The 14,128-nt window shown below is 75.0% G+C and carries 11 protein-coding genes; 9 read left to right on the top strand and 2 right to left on the bottom strand.

Translation table 11 applies throughout. The features are described 5' to 3' along the window. The first annotated feature begins 207 nt into the window (after nt 1-207). Both BLV24_RS11590 and BLV24_RS11585 read left to right on the top strand, forming a co-directional pair. Nucleotides 208-1,263, top strand: coding sequence for a calcium-binding protein (locus tag BLV24_RS11590; protein WP_092681825.1), 1,056 nt, complete (start codon nt 208-210; stop codon nt 1,261-1,263). A gap of 146 nt (nt 1,264-1,409) precedes the next feature. Then, nucleotides 1,410-1,970 carry a hypothetical protein gene (locus tag BLV24_RS11585; protein WP_143040299.1) on the top strand — a complete coding sequence of 187 codons (561 nt, stop codon included), beginning with the start codon at nt 1,410-1,412 and terminating at the stop codon, nt 1,968-1,970. A 112-nt stretch (nt 1,971-2,082) separates the two neighbouring features. Here BLV24_RS11585 and BLV24_RS11580 read toward each other — a convergent pair whose 3' ends face one another. After that, entirely contained in the window at nt 2,083-2,658 is a 576-nt protein-coding gene (locus tag BLV24_RS11580) for a prolyl-tRNA synthetase associated domain-containing protein (protein ID WP_092681821.1), read from the bottom strand. Nucleotides 2,659-3,178: 520 nt separating this feature from the next. Between BLV24_RS11580 and thrC the strand changes: the two genes are divergently transcribed. From thrC to BLV24_RS11545, 7 genes are all read left to right on the top strand, one after another. Further along, nucleotides 3,179-4,573, top strand: a complete 1,395-nt coding sequence (thrC, locus tag BLV24_RS11575) for a threonine synthase (protein WP_092681819.1) — start codon at nt 3,179-3,181, stop codon at nt 4,571-4,573. 23 nt (nt 4,574-4,596) lie between these two features. After that, nucleotides 4,597-5,853, top strand: a complete 1,257-nt coding sequence (locus BLV24_RS11570; protein ID WP_092681817.1) for a M16 family metallopeptidase — start codon at nt 4,597-4,599, stop codon at nt 5,851-5,853. Nucleotides 5,854-5,869: 16 nt separating this feature from the next. Beyond that, nucleotides 5,870-6,481, top strand: coding sequence for a GNAT family N-acetyltransferase (locus BLV24_RS11565; protein WP_092681815.1), 612 nt, complete (start codon nt 5,870-5,872; stop codon nt 6,479-6,481). A 189-nt stretch (nt 6,482-6,670) separates the two neighbouring features. Continuing rightward, a complete protein-coding gene (locus BLV24_RS22850) occupies nt 6,671-9,028 on the top strand; it encodes an OmpA family protein (RefSeq protein ID WP_092681813.1) in 2,358 nt (785 codons plus the stop codon). Next, nucleotides 9,025-9,366, top strand: coding sequence for a hypothetical protein (locus tag BLV24_RS21975; protein WP_092681811.1), 342 nt, complete (start codon nt 9,025-9,027; stop codon nt 9,364-9,366). Before BLV24_RS22850 ends, BLV24_RS21975 begins: the two co-directional genes overlap by 4 nt. Before the next feature lie 55 nt (nt 9,367-9,421). After that, nucleotides 9,422-10,093 (top strand): HAD family hydrolase, encoded by a 672-nt coding sequence (locus tag BLV24_RS11550; protein WP_092681809.1) that lies wholly within the window; start codon nt 9,422-9,424, stop codon nt 10,091-10,093. 239 nt (nt 10,094-10,332) lie between these two features. After that, entirely contained in the window at nt 10,333-11,700 is a 1,368-nt protein-coding gene (locus tag BLV24_RS11545; protein ID WP_218133394.1) for a glutamine synthetase family protein, read from the top strand. A gap of 45 nt (nt 11,701-11,745) precedes the next feature. Here BLV24_RS11545 and BLV24_RS11540 read toward each other — a convergent pair whose 3' ends face one another. Further along, nucleotides 11,746-13,986, bottom strand: coding sequence for a cyclic nucleotide-binding domain-containing protein (locus BLV24_RS11540; RefSeq protein ID WP_176954713.1), 2,241 nt, complete (start codon nt 13,984-13,986; stop codon nt 11,746-11,748). Nucleotides 13,987-14,128: the final 142 nt, after the last annotated feature.

Genomic DNA, 14,128 nt, shown 5'->3' with positions numbered 1-14,128 from the left:
TCCCGGGGGCAGGCGGCTCGCGCGTCGACGGAGCCTGTCGCGCGGGCCCGTCTCACGAGCAGGGTGGGAGATAATCTTCACCGGCGCTCTTGAATCATCTCATCATACCTCCGGTTGTGTTTGAATCGGCGAGCCAGTCGAGCCAGTTCCGCTCGCGCGCGTATTTCATCAGCTGCGATTTCCGCACATACCCGAACGGTTTCAACCATGGGCATCAGTCTCACATCAGGTGACGACATTTTCGACGGCGCGATCGACGGCGATCCGCCGGGGCTCGACCAGGCGCACACCCTCGCCGGCCAGGCCGGCGACGACAGCATCGCGGGCGGCGACCTGGGCGATCTGCTGCCAGGCGGCAAGGGCGAGGACACGCTGGAAGGCCGCGGCGGCGACGACGCGCTTCACGGCGGCGGCGGCTCCGACATCATCAACGGCGGCGCCGGCGACGATCTGATCGGTCTCGACGCCGGCGAGGATCTGCTGACCGGCGGAGACGGCGCCGACCTGTTCCTCGCCAAATCATACGCCTTCGGGGCCGGGGTCGACACGATCACCGATTTCGACGCGCTCGACACCCTGTCCTTTCCCGACGCCAGGGGCGCGGTCTTCGTGTTCGAGGAGATCGCCGGCGACACCCATGTCTCCGTCAACGGAACGCTGCAGGTGGTGCTGCTCGGGGCCGCGGCTCCGGACGTGCTGGGGCGGACGGTATTCGGACAGTCCCCGGCGGCGGTTTCACTGATCGAGGACGGGGTCGAGGCGCCGCTGACCATGCCGGGAACCGAGGGCGACGACGCGCTGCGCGGCCAGAAGGGGATCGAGAACCTGCTGGTCGGCCTGGGCGGCGACGACGATCTGCAGGGCGCCGGCAAGAACGACATCCTGCTGGGCAACCAGGGCGACGACACGCTCCGCGGCGCCAACGGGCACAACACGCTCTACGGTTCGGCCGGCGAGGACACGCTGTTCGGCGGAAACGGTCGCGACCGGCTGCAGGGCGACAAGAACGACGATGAGTTGTGGGGCGGGAACGGCGCCGACGTTTTCCTCTTCAACGCCAAGGGCAAGGACGCGGGCGTCGACGCGATCATGGACTACGAGGTCGGGAAGGATGAGATCGCCATTCTCAAGTCCACCGGCTTCACGGTGACCGCGGAGGATTCCAATCTCGACGGCGATGCCGAAATCTACATCGACTCGGTGCTGGTGGCGGTGGTCGCGAACACCGACGCGGGCGACGTCGACCTGGTTCTGCTGGCCTGAGGAACCGCCCTCCCCCCCGGGGGAAGGCGGCCGACCTGTTCACGATCCGGCGCGGGGGGCGACGCTCCCCCGCCGGATCCGCGCGAAAGGGAGACGCGGATATGCGGCGGCGGATGCGAGGGGGCGCGCGGCGCTTGAGAATGGCGATGATCGCGGCGCTGGCCGCCGTTCCGTGCGCGGGCCTGAGCGCGGGCGGGGCCGGGGCGGTGACCTATCAGACCTTCTACGAATCCGGCCGCGCCGGGGATGCGGGCGCGGCGCCCTACACGGTCCCCGCCGGCACGCCGGACCCGGCCGGGAACGTCGATGACCCGACCTATCACGCCTCGCCGCTGGACCTGGGGACCTTCGGCGCGAGCGAGGGGTTCCACATGCTCGGCACGGTCGCCGGCGGTCGGGACACGTTCAGCTACACGTTCACGGCGCCGCACCGGATCCGGTTGATCGGGTTCGAGGCGGCGGACGGCAAGACGATCGATGACATCAGTTTCTATCTGAATCTCGTCTTGCTGGACGTGACCCCGCCGACGCCGCTTGTCCTTGCGGCGACGGTCGCGCCGGGAACGCATGAGTTCCGGGCCCGTTATTTCGGCGTCTACGACCTGGAGTTCACGCCCCTCGCCGCGGTGCCCGCCCCCGCCGCGCTGCCGTTGTCGTTGGGCGGAATCGCCGCGCTGGCGCTGCTGCGGCGACGGCGGCGGGTCTGACGCGGATGGGGCGCACGGGGCCCGCAGGGAGCCCGTGGACACGGCGGAGAGGACCGTCTCAGCCCCACGGGATCCGGCGCTGGCGGAGACGCGCGGCGGGAGGCCGCCCGCGTCAGCCCCGAGCCGCGGCGGCGAGCGCTTCGAGCGCGTCGAAGTCCACGTCCAGCGGGCTGTGGCCGGTGGCCGCGAAGACCCGGCGCAGGTCGGCGGTGGTCAGGGCCACGGTGGCCTCGTTATGGAGCGGATGCACGTTGAGCACCGGCTCCGCCATCATTTGCGCGTCGACCGCGAGGCGGACGCGGTTGGCGACGTCGTTGACCACCCCCAGCGCCGTGACCGCGCCGGGCGCGACGCCGAGCAGGGCGCCCATGTCCTCGGGCGTGCCGAAGGACACCCGCCCGGCGCCCAGCGCCCGCCCGAGATCGGAGATCCGCACGGCGCGGTCCTCCCTGCAAACCACCAGCCAGTGTTCGCCGGATTTCGCCTTCAGGAACAGGTTCTTGCAGTGGGCGCCGGGCAGGGTTCCGCGCAGGGCGCGGGATTCCTCGACGGTGCGCAGGGGCGGGTGCGCGTGCCGGGTGACGGCGACGCCGAGGCGGTCGAGCATGGCCGTGAGCGCCGCTTCGGCCGCCGCCGGATCGACGGTGGCGTCCGCGGGAAGGGGGGCGGCGGGGGCGGTTCCGGTCATCGCGGGGCGCTTTCGGTGAGAAACGGGCGGCGGAGGGCAGGCGACCCGCCGTTTCAAGCCGCGCCGAGGCGACAGGTCAAGACCGGCGGGCCGCCGCGCGCGCCCTGCGCGGTCCGCCCCCCGCGGCCGGTGCGAACAGGGGCGGGAGCCGTCCCCGTCTCCGCAAAGCGGAGACGCCGGCCGCAGCGCGGCCGGGCGCGGGGCCTTGCCCCGCGCGGACGGCCGGCGCGACCCTCCGACCGGACCGAGGGGCGGCGCCGTCGCAGGCCGCGCGCGGCGGGCGGAGCGCCCCGTCCCGTCCCGGCGACCGCGAAACCCGTGGTTTCCGCCCCCAACGCCGCCCCCGTCTCCGTCTTCGCCCCCTCTTCGCCCCCTCCGCGCCCACCCGGCGCGTTGTTTCCCCCGCGCCGATGCGCTACGCGAGACGCGCCGCGCCCGGGCCATCCCCCGCCCGAACCCGCGCGCCCCGGCCGGGGCGTGACGGCGCGCAGACGCGACATGAAGGCAAGGAGCCCCCCGCGTGAGATATGTCAGCACCCGTGGACAGGCCCCGGTCCTCTCCTTCGAGGACGCCATGCTGGCCGGGCTCGCCCGCGACGGCGGGCTTTACGTGCCCGAGGTCATCCCGACCCTGCCGTGGAACGAGATCGCCGACCTCGCCGGTCTCGGCTACGAGGAGACCGCCTTCCGGGTGATGTCCCCCTTCGTGGGCGACTCGGTGGCGCCGGACGCGCTGCGCGCCCTGATCGACCGCGCCTATGCCGGTTTCGGCCACGCCGCCCGCGCGCCGCTGGTGCAGATCGGCGAGAACGACTGGATCCTCGAACTCCACCACGGCCCGACGCTGGCCTTCAAGGACTTCGCGATGCAGCTGGTCGCCCAGCTGTTCCAGCATGCGCTGGCCGCGCGGGGGTCGCGGGTGACCATCGTCGGCGCGACCTCGGGCGACACCGGGTCGGCGGCCATCGACGCCTTCGCGGGTCTGGACAACGTCGACGTCTTCATCCTCTACCCCCATGGCCGCGTCTCCGAGATCCAGCGCCGGCAGATGACCACCCCCACCGCGCATAACGTCCACGCGCTGGCGGTGAAGGGCGATTTCGACGACTGCCAGGCGCTCGTGAAAGGCATGTTCAACGACCACGCCTTCCGGGACGAGATGGGGCTGGCCGCGGTCAACTCGATCAACTGGGCCCGCGTGCTGGCGCAGGCGGTCTACTACTTCACCTCCGCGGTCGCGCTCGGCGCGCCGCACCGGCCGGTCAGCTATTCGGTCCCCACCGGCAATTTCGGCGACATCTACGCGGGGCATATCGCGCGCTCGATGGGGCTGCCGATCGACCGGCTGGTGATCGCCACCAACCGCAACGACATCCTGCACCGCACGCTTCAGACAGGGATGCACCGCATCGACGGGGTGGAGCCGACCATTTCGCCCAGCATGGACATCCAGATCAGCTCGAATTTCGAGCGGCTGCTGCATGAGCTGCTGGACCGGGACGGGCAGGCCGTGGTCAACCTGATGGAGGCGCTGCGCCAGCAGGGCGGCTACGCGCTGCCAGACGCGGCGCTCGCCCGTCTGCGGGGCGAGTTCGACAGCGGCCGGTCGGATGAGGACGAGACCCGCGCCACCATCGCCGCCATCCACGAGGTGACCGGACAGGTGATCGACCCCCATACCGCCGTCGGCGTGAAGGCCGCCTCCGACGCCCGCGGCCGGCCGGCCACTCCCATGGTGGTGCTCGGCACCGCCCATGCCGCCAAGTTCCCCGACGCGGTGGAGGCGGCCTGCGGCGTGCGCCCCGACCTGCCGCCGCGCCTCGCCCATATCCTCGACGCGCCCGAGCGCCTGCGGATCGTCGAGAACGATCTCGCCGCGCTGGAACGCGAAATCCGCATGGAGGTCCGCTCTTGACCGCACGTCCCGCCGCTCCGGAGATGCGTCTCCACACCCTGCCCAACGGGATCCGCGTGGCGACCGAGCGGATGCCGGGCCTCGCCTCCGCCGCGCTGGGCGTGTGGATCGGGGCCGGAGGGCGCCACGAGACCGCGGACGAGACCGGAGTCGCCCATTTCCTGGAGCATATGGCGTTCAAGGGCACCGACACCCGGTCGGCCTATGACATCGCCGTCGCGATCGAGGACGTGGGCGGATACCTGAACGCCTACACCTCGCGCGAGGCGACCGCCTATTACGCCCGCGTGCTGGGCGAGGACGCGGGACTGGGGCTGGAGCTGCTGGCCGACATCCTGACCCGCCCGATCTTCACGCCCGAGGATATCGAGCTGGAGCGGGGCGTGATCCTGCAGGAGATCGGCCAGGCGCTCGACACCCCCGACGACATCATCTTCGACTGGTTGCAGGAGGTCGCCTATCCCGGCCAGGCCTTCGGGCGGCCGATCCTGGGCGAGAACGAGCATGTGAAGGCGGTGTCGGAGCGGATGCTGCGCGGCTTCGTCGCCCGCTGCTACGCGCCCGAGCGGATCGTGATCGCCGCCGCCGGCGACGTCGACCACGACGCGCTGTGCCGGCAGGCGGAGGCGCTGTTCGGCCATCTGGAGCGCCGCGCGCCCCCGGCGATGGAGCCGGCGAAGTTCATCGGCGGCGAGCGGCGGTTCGAGAAACCGCTGGAGCAGGCGCATTTCGCGCTGGGGCTGGAGGCGCCGGGCTGGAACGCCGACGATCTCTATGCCGGCCAGGTGGTGGCGACGCTGCTGGGCGGGGGCATGTCCTCGCGCCTGTTCCAGGAGGCGCGGGAGAAGCGGGGGCTGTGCTATTCGATCTTCGCGCAGGCTTCCGCCCATGAGGATACCGGGCTCTTCACCGTCTACGCCGGCACCGGCGGCGGGGAGATCAAGGGTCTGTCCGAACTGGTGATGGACGAGATCCACCGCGCCGCCGCCCAGGCCGACGCCGCCGAGACCGCCCGCGCCCGCGCGCAGCTCAAGGCCGGGCTGCTGATGGGCCTCGAAAGCCCGTTCGGGCGGTGCGAGCGCATGGCCCGTTCCCTGCTGATCTGGGACCGGGTCTGGCCGACGGACGAAACCGTCGCCCGGATCGAGGCCGTCGACACCGACGCCGTGCGCGCCGCCGCCGCGAAGATGGCGGGAAGCGGCAAGCTGGCGCTGGCGCTTTACGGCCCGGTCTCCGACACCCCCACGCCTGACGCGCTTCTGGCGCGGCTGGCGGGCTGAGCCGGGGCCGGGCCCGGTGCTGTTCCGGCGCAAGCCGGAGCTTCGGCTCGACGCCCCCCGGCTGGCGCTGCGCCCGCCGGTGATGGCCGATCACGCCCAATGGGCGCGGCTGCGGCGGGAGGGCGACGCCTTCCTGCGGGAATGGGAGCCGCTCTGGGCGCGGGACCACCTCTCACGCGCCGCGTTCCGCAACCGGGTGGCCTGGGCGCGCCGGCTGGTGGAGGAAGGCCGCGGCGCGCCGTTCTTCATCTTCGCCAACGGGGCGGATGACGTGCCGGCCGGCACGCTGGTGGGCGCGATCACGCTGGACAACGTGCGGCGCGGGCCGGCGCAGGCGGGCACGGTCGGCTACTGGGTCGGGCAGGGCTACGCGCGCCGCGGCTACATGACGGAGGCGCTGGCCGCGGTGCGCGGCCACGCCTTCGGCGCCGCGGATCTCAGCCGGATCGAGGCCGCCTGCCTGCCGGAGAACAAGCCCTCGCGCGCGCTGCTGGAGCGTTGCGGGTTCAAATACGAGGGCGTGGCCCAGAGCTATCTGCAGATCAACGGGCGCTGGCGCAGCCACGTGCTCTACGCCGCGCTGCGCCCGGATCGGCGCGGGCGGGTGGAGGGCGCGGCGGCGTCCTAGGCGCCGGTTGAGCGCGCCCGGCTCTCGCATCGGCGGAGGTCTCGGGATCGCCGCGGCTCTTGCTTGCGCGCGGGCGGGCGGGGCAAGTAGGTAGGAAGCGCGCCCGCCCGAAAGGGGCGGACCAGCCGGGGGGCGGATCGCCGGGGGGCCGAAACGCTCCCGGCGCGCGAGCGAAGGACAAGCCATCCCATGCGCGACGAAGATCAGCCCGGCGACGATCACGCGACGGAGCCGCAGGCGGCCGAGGCGGCCGGCCCCGGAACTGGCCCCGGAACTGGCCCCGAAACTGGCCCCGAGGCGGGTGACGTGACGGGCGAAGCCACGGCCGCGGCCGACGAGGGGCCCCGATACGGCAAACCGTTGCTTGCGGCCGGGCTCGTCGCCCTGGCGCTGCTGGTCGGGCCGGGCGCGTGGGTCGGGGCCGGCGAGATCGGGCGCGTTTCCGCCGCACGGGCGACCGGGGCGCTGACCGCCATCGGCGCCGACTGGGCGAGGGTCGAGGCCGACGGGCTGCGGCTGTCGCTTCTGGGCGCCTATCCTGACGCGGCCGCCCATGGCGCGGCGCTGGCGGCGCTGGCCGGGGCCTCGCCGCTGTCGCGCATCGCCGACGACGCGGCGCGCGCGGCGCCGTCCCGCGGCGATCCCGCGGCGGATCCGGCGCCCCGCCCCGCGCCCATCCTCCGGCAAGCGCAGGCCGGCGCCCCGGTGCTTCTGGCCGCGGCGGGCGACGCGGCGACCGCGACCACGCCGATCCAGGAGGCCGCGCCCGCCGCGCCCGATCCCGCGCCTCGGGCGACCGCGACGGCGGAGGCGGAGGCCGAGCCCGGACCCGACGGCGGGGCCGAGGCCACGCCCCCGGCCCCGGTTCCGCCCCAGCCCGGTCAGGCGCCGGCCGAGCCGAAATCCGCCGCCGCGGCGCCGGCGGCGGATTTCGGCTCCCCGCTCACGCTGGCGCGCAGCGGCGACTCGCTGGTCGCCGCCGGGGCCGCCCATCCCGACCTCGTCGCCGCCCTGCGCGCGGCGCTGGCCGCCATCGACGGCGCGCCCGAGCTTGCCGACGCCACCGTGCCCCGCCGCAGCCCGCCCGACCCGGAGCGCCTGGCGCTGGCCCGCGCCGCCATCGCCGCGGTGGCGGCCCTGGGCGACGCCCGCGCCGAGCTCGCCCCCGGCGTGCTGTCCCTCTCCGCGCTCGCCCCCAGCCGCGACGCCGCCGACGCCGCGACCGAAGTCCTGCGCGCCGCGGCGCCCGAGGGCACGACCCTGCTGCTCGACATCTCCGCCCCGCCGCCGGCCCTGTCCCCGTTTCGCTTCGGCGTGTCCTTCGGCCCCTCCGGCCCGGCCCTGCTGAGCTGCGACATGCGTTCGGAGGCCGAGGGGCGCGAGGTGCTCGCCGCCTTCGCCGAACTGCCCGGCGCCGAGACCCACGGGTCGGGCGAGCGCCTGTGCCGGCTGGGCGTCGGCGCGCCGTCCCAGCGCTGGGGCGAGGCGGCGGCGGCCGGGGTGCGGGCGCTGGGCGCGCTCGGCGCCGGGCGGTTCGAGATCATCGACGCGGAAGCGCGGCTGGTGGCGGCGCCCTCGGTCGGGCCGGGGCGTTTCTCCCGCGTGGCGCGGGCGCTGGCGGCGGAGCTGCCGCCGTCCTTCGCGCTGCACCTGACCCCGCCGCCGCCGCGGGCCGGGCCGCGCATGCAGGGCGCCGAGGATCCGGAGGACGAAGGCCGCGCCCCGCGCTGGCTGGCCCTGCGCCGGGACGAGAACGGCGCCGTGACGCTGGGCGGCGGGGCCCCGGACGCGGCCAGCCGCGCGGCGGTGGCGGCCTATGCGCGGGCGCGCTTCGGGGCGATGGCCGTGGACGACGCGATGTCGCTGGCCGAGGCCGCCCCGCCCCCGACCTGGCGACGCGCGGCGCTGGCCGGCATCGACGCGCTGCGCCCGCTCGACCGCGGCGCCCTGCGCTATGACGGCGAGGCGGTGCGGGTGGAGGGCGCCTCCCTCCGTCCCGCCGCGGCGCGGGAGGCCGACGCGGCGCTCGCCCCCCTGCGGGAACTGGGCCTCTCGGCGCGCAGCGTGGTCACGGTGGACCTGCCGGCGCTGGCCGCCCGGCTGCCGCTGCCCGGGCGCGACTGCCTGATCTCCCTCGCCGCGGAGGTGGCGGCGGACCCGATCGGCTTCGCCCCCGGCGAGACGTCGATCGAGGCCGGCAGCGGCGCGGTGCTGGACCGGCTTGCGGCGATCCTGACGCGCTGCAGCGGGCTGGTGGTGGAGATCGGCGGCCATACCGACAGCCAGGGGCGCGAAAGCACCAACCAGCGGCTCAGCCAGGGGCGGGCGGGGGCGGTGCTGAACGCGCTCCACGCCCGCGGCGTGCCGCTGTCGCGCATGGTGGCGCAGGGCTATGGCGAAAGCCGCCCCATCGCCGACAATGGCGACGAGGCGGGCCGGGCCGCGAACCGGCGGATCGAGTTCTCCGACGCCGCGATGAGCGCCGCGACGCTGGGCGAAGGCGGGACCGGGCCCGAGACCGGCCCGGACAGGGAGGGCGGCGGATGACCCGGCTGGAGCTTGCCGTCGCGCTGGGGGCGGCGCTGCTGGTCGCGGCGGCCCTGGGCTGGGCGCTGGGGGCGCTGCGGGCGCAGATCCGCCGGCGCGGGGGCGCCGAGGCGCGGGCGCTGGCCGACCTGTCGCGCCGGCTCGCCGACGCGGAGGAGGCCCGCGACGCGCTGGCCGCCGAGACCGCGGCGCGGGAGGCCGGGCTGATCGCCGCGGCGCAGGAGACCGAGACCGAGCTGCGGCGGGACCTGACCCAGCGCACCGCGGAACTCGACGCCGCCATGGACACCATCGGCGCCCTGCGCCGGGAGATCGAGGCGCTTCGCGGCGCCGCCTGACCGCGCCGTCCGACCGTTCCCTCCCGCTTCCCCCCCGCCTTCGAGGATCCGCCCGGTGAACGCCTCCCCCGTGATTTTCGACTGCGACGGCGTGCTGGTCGACTCCGAGGTCATCCACCTCGCCGTGGAACGCGAGCATCTGGCGGCCCTCGGGCTGGTCTATGAGGATGCGGCCTATCTGACCCGTTTCGTCGGGCTGGCCGACGCCGCCTTCCGCCGGGAGATCGAGCGCGATCACAGGGCGCGCGGGCTGGGTCCGCTGCCCGCGGGGACGTTCGAGCGCATGGCCGCGCAGGCCTCCGAGCGGCTGGAGCGGGCGTTGCGCCCTCTTCCCGGCGCGGAGGCGTTCGCGGCGGGGCTGCGCGGGCCGCGGGCGGTGGCGTCCTCCAGCAACGCGGCGGCGCTGGAGTTCAAGCTGCGCAAGACCGGGCTGAGGCGGTATTTCGGGCCGCATGTCCATGCCGGCGACCAGGTGGCGAACGGCAAGCCGGCGCCCGACCTGTTCCTGCGGGCGGCGCGGGGGCTGGGGGCCGATCCCGCGGATTGCCGGGTCATCGAGGACAGCGTCAACGGCGTGCGCGCGGCGCGGGCCGCGGGCATGGAGCCCTGGGGGTTCGCAGGCGGCGGCCACGCGGACGCGGACCTGCCCCGCCGCTTGCGCGCGGCCGGGGCGACGCAGGTGTTCTCCAGTTTCGCGGAGGCCTCGGCCTTTCTCGGTCAGCGCTGATGGACGAGCCCGCCCGCCCCCTGAGGCGACGGGCGGCATGACCGCCGAAGGGGCGGCCGGTGACGCCCTCGCCCCCCGGTTCCGTGCGCCGCGGGCGGGACGGCGCGGCCTGGCGCCCGCGGGACGCGGCGCATGGCGGCTTCCCGGCCCGGCGCGCCCGCGTTTCGCCGTCTTGCCGCCGCCTCGGCCATCGGGATAGGTCTGGGGCCGGTATCCTCCGGACAGAACAGGGGCGAGGCATGGTTTCCGACAGCGCGATGCGGACGGGTTACGGGGTGGACGGCGCGCCCGATCCCAGCGACGCGCTGCCGCCCGAGGCGCTGCCCGAGGGCTGCCATACCGTCGTCGTCGGCGTCGGCGACCTCAACGGCATCCTGCGCGGCAAGCGGGTCACGGCGCAGCACTGGCGCTCGGTTCGCCGGCGGGGCATCGCGCTCGACAACACCTTCTTCGCGATGGATGTGGGCTCGCTGCTGGTGCCGAACGCCTATTCCTCGGCGGATGGCGGTTTTCCCGACCTGACCATCGTCCCCCGCGGCCCCCTGCGCCCGGTGCCGTGGGAGGAGGGCGTGTGGCTCTGCCTCGGCCAGGCGCGGGAGAAGGACGGCTCGCCCATCCCCATCGACCCGCGCCAGCCGCTGCTGCGCGCCGTCGCCCGCGCCCGCGACATGGGGTTCGAGCCCCGCGCGGCCGGGGAGCTGGAATTCTACCTGCTCGACGACAAGACCCTGCGCCCGCGCGAGGATCGGCCCGAATGCTACGGGCTCGGCCGGGCGGCGGAGCTGGAGCCGGTGCTCGGCCCGATCCGCCGCCACCTGGCCGAGATGGGCGTGCCGGTGGAGCAGTCGAACCCCGAATTCTCCGCCGGCCAGGTGGAGGTCAACCTTCGCCACGCCCCGGCGCTGGAGGCCGCGGACCACGCCCTGCTGCTGCGCGGCATGGTCAAGCAGATCGTGCGCCCCCACGGGCTGGTGGCGAGCTTCATGGCCAAGCCCTTCCACGACCGGTCGGGCAACGGCTTTCACGTCCACCATTCGCTGTGGCGCGACGGGATCAACGCCTTCGCCGACCAGGGCGGGCTGTCGGAGACCGGACGCTGGTTCCTCGGCGGGATCCAGGCGGCGATGCGCGAAAGCTCCATCGTCGGCTCCACCCATCCCAACGCCTATCGGCGGCGGATGAACTATTCCTACGCGCCGATCACCGCGAGCTGGGGGATCGACAACCGCACCGTGGCCCTGCGGGTGATCGAGGGCGAAGGCCCCGAGGACGACCCCACCGTGCGGATGGAGAGCCGGGAGGCCGCGGCCGACTGCAATCCCTATCTGCTGATGGCGGTGCAGCTCGCCTCCGGCCTGCGCGGCATCGCCGAGCGGATCGAGCCCACGCGCCCGACCGAGGGCGACGCCTACGCGCTGGAGAACCGCCGCCCCCTGCCCGCCACCCTGCGCGAGGCGATGGAGGCGGCCCAGGGCTCGACCTTCCTGGCCGAAACGCTGGGGGAGCCTCTGGTGGGCCTGCTGATCGACAACGCGGCGCGGGAGCTGGACGTGGTGGAGCGCGAGGTCCCGCCCTCCGAGCTCGCCCGCTATCTTGAGGCGATGTAGGCGCGGACCCGCCGGGGAGGGTCCTTTTGGCGTGGCCGCGGGGGGCTATTGCAGGGCGGCCACCTCGCGGTTGGCGAAGGTCAGGCGGTCGGCGAGGATGCGGATCACCAGCTCCTCCAGCGCCATGGCCGCGGCGGGGTCCCCGGCCTTCAGCCGGGCGAAGGCGGCGGCGTCCAGGGCCCGCACCTCCGTCGCCCGGTCGGCGATGACCGAGGCCGAGCGCGCCGCGCCGGTGAAGAACCCGATCTCCCCGATCACCGTGCCGCCCAGCGCCGAGCGCAGGCGCATCGACGGTCCGCCCGGCGCCTCCAGAAAGATCGAGACCCGACCGCCGACGATGAAAAAGAGCGAATCCGGCGGCTCTCCCTGTCGGCACAGCACCTCCCCCGCGGCGAGATCGCGGCGGCGCAGGACGGCGGCGATGCGGGCGGCGGCCTCGGCCGGCCGCAGGGGGCGGGCGCCGGGCCCGGGCTCGCGGGCGGGGATGTCCAGCCCGGGGGCGCCGGCGAGTTCCTCCTCCAGCCAGGTTTCGATGTCGGGCGGCGGCGCCGAAGCCCCGCCCAGCGCCGCGAGCAGCCGGTCCTCGCAGGCCTCCAGCCCCTGTTCGAGCGTGGCGAAGATGCTGACGTCGCCCAACCCGTCGAGCCCCGCGCCGACTCCCAGCGCCCGCGCCCGGCGTCCCGACGGGTCCAGTCCGGTCAGCGCCAGCGCGGTTCCGGTTTCGGCCAGCTGGTCGCGCAGCCGCTCCAGGCTGGCGCGGGCGGTGGAATCGACGCCGGTGACGGCGTGGAAATCCAGCACCACCGAATGACCGGGAGAGGCGGCGCCGGGGGCGGCGAGCGCCTCGGCCTCGGCGGCGGCGCGGGCCTCCTCGGCGATGCGGGCGGCGACGCCGAAGAACAGGAAGCCCTGCAGGCGGAAGATGCGGATGCGCCCGCCGGCGGCGCGCAGGGCGGCTTCGTCCCCGGCGGAGCGGTCGACGAAGCTGGCGTAGTCGGCGCGGGTCAGGCGCTGGCGCACGGCGGGGGCGCGGGCGCAGGCCAGGGCGAAGCTGATGCAGGAGATGACCACGCCCATGGCCACCCCCTCCAGGTAGCCGTAGCGCAGGATCAGCGCGAAGATGGCCAGCGCGAGGGCGTATTCGAACCCGGTCATCCGGCCCGCCGACCGCCCCAGCCAGCGCCGCAGCATCCCCGCGCCCATGTAAAGCGCCATGCCGCCCAGCACCGGCATCGGCACCCAGGCGGCGGAGGCCGGCCCGGCCAGCGCGAAGCCGATGCACGCCGCCCCCGCCAGCGCCGCCGAGGCGCGCCCGCCCGCCCCCATCTCCACGTTCAGGGCGGAACGGTTGAGCGACAGGTTCGAGGGCAGCCCGGCGACGAGCATGGCGCCGGCGGAGGCGAGGGAAGAGGCGAGGAATTCCCGGTCCAGGTCGAGCCGGGCGGCGGCATGCGCCTCCAGCCCCGCGGCGTTGAGCATCAGGGCCATGGCGGCGACGAGGGCGACGGACAGGATCTCGGGCGCGGCGGCGAGCAGGACGCCGGCGTCGGGCGCGTGGGTCGCGAGCGCGAGGATCGGCAGGGCGAGCCCCGCCTCTCCCGGCAGGGGCGGCAGCCAGCCGCCGGCGCGCAGGGTCTCGGCCGGGAGCAGGCCGCGCGCGGCGGCGACGCCCACGACCAGCGTCGCGGCGATGACGCAGAGCGGGGCCGCCATGGTGGCCCCCGTGGCGCGGCGCAGGATGGCGAGGGCCAGCGCGAAGGCCAGCGCCGCCAGCGCCGGGGCCGGGAGGCGCCCGTCCAGCGCGCCGGCGACCAGGGTCGCTCGGTCGCTCCCCGCGGCGAGCGACAGGCCGGCCAGCGCGAGGAAGCCGCCGGACCCGGCCAGGAAGCCGGTGACCACCGGGAACGGCACGAAGCGCAGCCATCCCGCCAGCCGCCATGCCCCGACCGCCCCCAGCGTCAGCGCCGTGACCAGGCAGGCCGCGATCAGCGCCGCGGCCACATTGGCGAGCGCCTGCTCCGGGTCGGCCGCGCCCCCCGCGGCGCCGGCCCCCGCCATTCCGGCGGTCAGCGCCGCGACCACCGCCACGACCGGCGTGTCCGGCCCGCCCACCGCGCGGGGAAAGGAGGAGAGCAGCGCGAAGGCGAGGCAGCCGACCCCCGCCGACAGCACCGCCCCGATCACCCCCGCCTGCGCCTGCGCCGCCAGGGGCCCGGAGAAGACCAGCGCCCCGAAGGACAGCGAATAGGCGATGGCGACGAGGGCGAGCGCGAGGCCCGCGGTCACGTCGCGCGCGGCGCGGCGGGCGACCGGGAGCGGACCGCCGGGCGCGCCGGGAGCGCCGCGGGTGGGTTCGGGGCCGGGGGTAGCGTGGCCTCCGCGCGGGGCCGCGGGTTGCGGAACACCCCTGTCTGCGGACGCGCTTTCC

Origin of the sequence: Albimonas donghaensis (genome assembly GCF_900106695.1) — a bacterium.
Taxonomy (GTDB): domain Bacteria; phylum Pseudomonadota; class Alphaproteobacteria; order Rhodobacterales; family Rhodobacteraceae; genus Albimonas; species Albimonas donghaensis.
The sequence above is the reverse complement of the archived record's forward strand: the minus strand, read 5'-3'. Positions and strand labels throughout refer to the sequence as shown.

Excerpts from the sequence above, each read along its gene's own strand:
- BLV24_RS11590 (WP_092681825.1), top strand. The coding sequence starts at position 208 with ATGGGCATCAGTCTCACATCAGGTGACGACATTTTCGACGGCGCGATC.
- BLV24_RS21975 (WP_092681811.1), top strand. The coding sequence starts at position 9,025 with ATGACCCGGCTGGAGCTTGCCGTCGCGCTGGGGGCGGCGCTGCTGGTC.
- BLV24_RS11570 (WP_092681817.1), top strand. The coding sequence starts at position 4,597 with ATGCGTCTCCACACCCTGCCCAACGGGATCCGCGTGGCGACCGAGCGG.
- BLV24_RS11545 (WP_218133394.1), top strand. The coding sequence starts at position 10,333 with ATGGTTTCCGACAGCGCGATGCGGACGGGTTACGGGGTGGACGGCGCG.
- BLV24_RS22850 (WP_092681813.1), top strand. The coding sequence starts at position 6,671 with ATGCGCGACGAAGATCAGCCCGGCGACGATCACGCGACGGAGCCGCAG.
- BLV24_RS11585 (WP_143040299.1), top strand. The coding sequence starts at position 1,410 with ATGATCGCGGCGCTGGCCGCCGTTCCGTGCGCGGGCCTGAGCGCGGGC.
- BLV24_RS11580 (WP_092681821.1), bottom strand. The coding sequence starts at position 2,658 with ATGACCGGAACCGCCCCCGCCGCCCCCCTTCCCGCGGACGCCACCGTC.